We start from the raw sequence: 2,339 nt of genomic DNA, 5'->3' as shown, positions 1-2,339 counted from the left end.
CTGCCTGCACAGTTCACCGACGTGGCCACGCAGCTTGCAGGCGGGCAAAGTCCGTGGCTGATCCTGCTGCAACAGGGGGGGCAGGTGAAGGACTCCTTCGGCGGGATGATCCCCATGTTCAGGGGGCTTGCCGGTGCGATCACCCTGCCGATGGTGGGGGCCACCTCGCTGGCGGTGGCGACCGGTGCGCTGGCGTATGCCTGGTATCAGGGCAACTCAACCCTGTCCGATTTCAACAAAACGCTGGTCCTTTCCGGCAATCAGGCGGGACTGACGGCAGATCGTATGCTGGTCCTGTCCAGAGCCGGGCAGGCGGCAGGGCTGACGTTTAACCAGACCAGCGAGTCACTCAGCGCACTGGTTAAGGCGGGGGTAAGCGGTGAGGCTCAGATTGCGTCCATCAGCCAGAGTGTGGCGCGTTTCTCCTCTGCATCCGGCGTGGAGGTGGACAAGGTCGCTGAAGCCTTCGGGAAGCTGACCACAGACCCGACGTCGGGGCTGACGGCGATGGCTCGCCAGTTCCATAACGTGTCGGCGGAGCAGATTGCGTATGTTGCTCAGTTGCAGCGTTCCGGCGATGAAGCCGGGGCATTGCAGGCGGCGAACGAGGCCGCAACGAAAGGGTTTGATGACCAGACCCGCCGCCTGAAAGAGAACATGGGCACGCTGGAGACCTGGGCAGACAGGACTGCGCGGGCATTCAAATCCATGTGGGATGCGGTGCTGGATATTGGTCGTCCTGATACCGCGCAGGAGATGCTGATTAAGGCAGAGGCTGCGTATAAGAAAGCAGACGACATCTGGAATCTGCGCAAGGATGATTATTTTGTTAACGATGAAGCGCGGGCGCGTTACTGGGATGATCGTGAAAAGGCCCGTCTTGCGCTTGAAGCCGCCCGAAAGAAGGCTGAGCAGCAGACTCAACAGGACAAAAATGCGCAGCAGCAGAGCGATACCGAAGCGTCACGGCTGAAATATACCGAAGAGGCGCAGAAGGCTTACGAACGGCTGCAGACGCCGCTGGAGAAATATACCGCCCGTCAGGAAGAACTGAACAAGGCACTGAAAGACGGGAAAATCCTGCAGGCGGATTACAACACGCTGATGGCGGCGGCGAAAAAGGATTATGAAGCGACGCTGAAAAAGCCGAAACAGTCCAGCGTGAAGGTGTCTGCGGGCGATCGTCAGGAAGACAGTGCTCATGCTGCCCTGCTGACGCTTCAGGCAGAACTCCGGACGCTGGAGAAGCATGCCGGAGCAAATGAGAAAATCAGCCAGCAGCGCCGGGATTTGTGGAAGGCGGAGAGTCAGTTCGCGGTACTGGAGGAGGCGGCGCAACGTCGCCAGCTGTCTGCACAGGAGAAATCCCTGCTGGCGCATAAAGATGAGACGCTGGAGTACAAACGCCAGCTGGCTGCACTTGGCGACAAGGTTACGTATCAGGAGCGCCTGAACGCGCTGGCGCAGCAGGCGGATAAATTCGCACAGCAGCAACGGGCAAAACGGGCCGCCATTGATGCGAAAAGCCGGGGGCTGACTGACCGGCAGGCAGAACGGGAAGCCACGGAACAGCGCCTGAAGGAACAGTATGGCGATAATCCGCTGGCGCTGAATAACGTCATGTCAGAGCAGAAAAAGACCTGGGCGGCTGAAGACCAGCTTCGCGGGAACTGGATGGCAGGCCTGAAGTCCGGCTGGAGTGAGTGGGAAGAGAGCGCCACGGACAGTATGTCGCAGGTAAAAAGTGCAGCCACGCAGACCTTTGATGGTATTGCACAGAATATGGCGGCGATGCTGACCGGCAGTGAGCAGAACTGGCGCAGCTTCACCCGTTCCGTGCTGTCCATGATGACAGAAATTCTGCTTAAGCAGGCAATGGTGGGGATTGTCGGGAGTATCGGCAGCGCCATTGGCGGGGCTGTTGGTGGCGGCGCATCCGCGTCAGGCGGTACAGCCATTCAGGCCGCTGCGGCGAAATTCCATTTTGCAACCGGAGGATTTACGGGAACCGGCGGCAAATATGAGCCAGCGGGGATTGTTCACCGTGGTGAGTTTGTCTTCACGAAGGAGGCAACCAGCCGGATTGGCGTGGGGAATCTTTACCGGCTGATGCGCGGCTATGCCACCGGCGGTTATGTCGGTACACCGGGCAGCATGGCAGACAGCCGGTCGCAGGCGTCCGGGACGTTTGAGCAGAATAACCATGTGGTGATTAACAACGACGGCACGAACGGGCAGATAGGTCCGGCTGCTCTGAAGGCGGTGTATGACATGGCCCGCAAGGGTGCCCGTGATGAAATTCAGACACAGATGCGTGATGGTGGCCTGTTCTCCGGAGG

At 59.3% G+C, this 2,339-nt stretch carries 1 protein-coding gene; it reads left to right on the top strand.

From position 1 onward, the window contains the following. A partial coding sequence (locus HP552_RS00385; RefSeq protein ID WP_217506269.1) for a phage tail tape measure protein occupies positions 1–2,339 on the top strand: 2,339 nt, incomplete at both ends.

It is taken from the genome of Paenibacillus xylanilyticus, assembly GCF_013359935.1.
Taxonomy (GTDB): domain Bacteria; phylum Bacillota; class Bacilli; order Paenibacillales; family Paenibacillaceae; genus Paenibacillus; species Paenibacillus xylanilyticus.
Note: the sequence above shows the minus strand (reverse complement) of the source record. Positions and strands in the feature narration are given on the sequence as shown.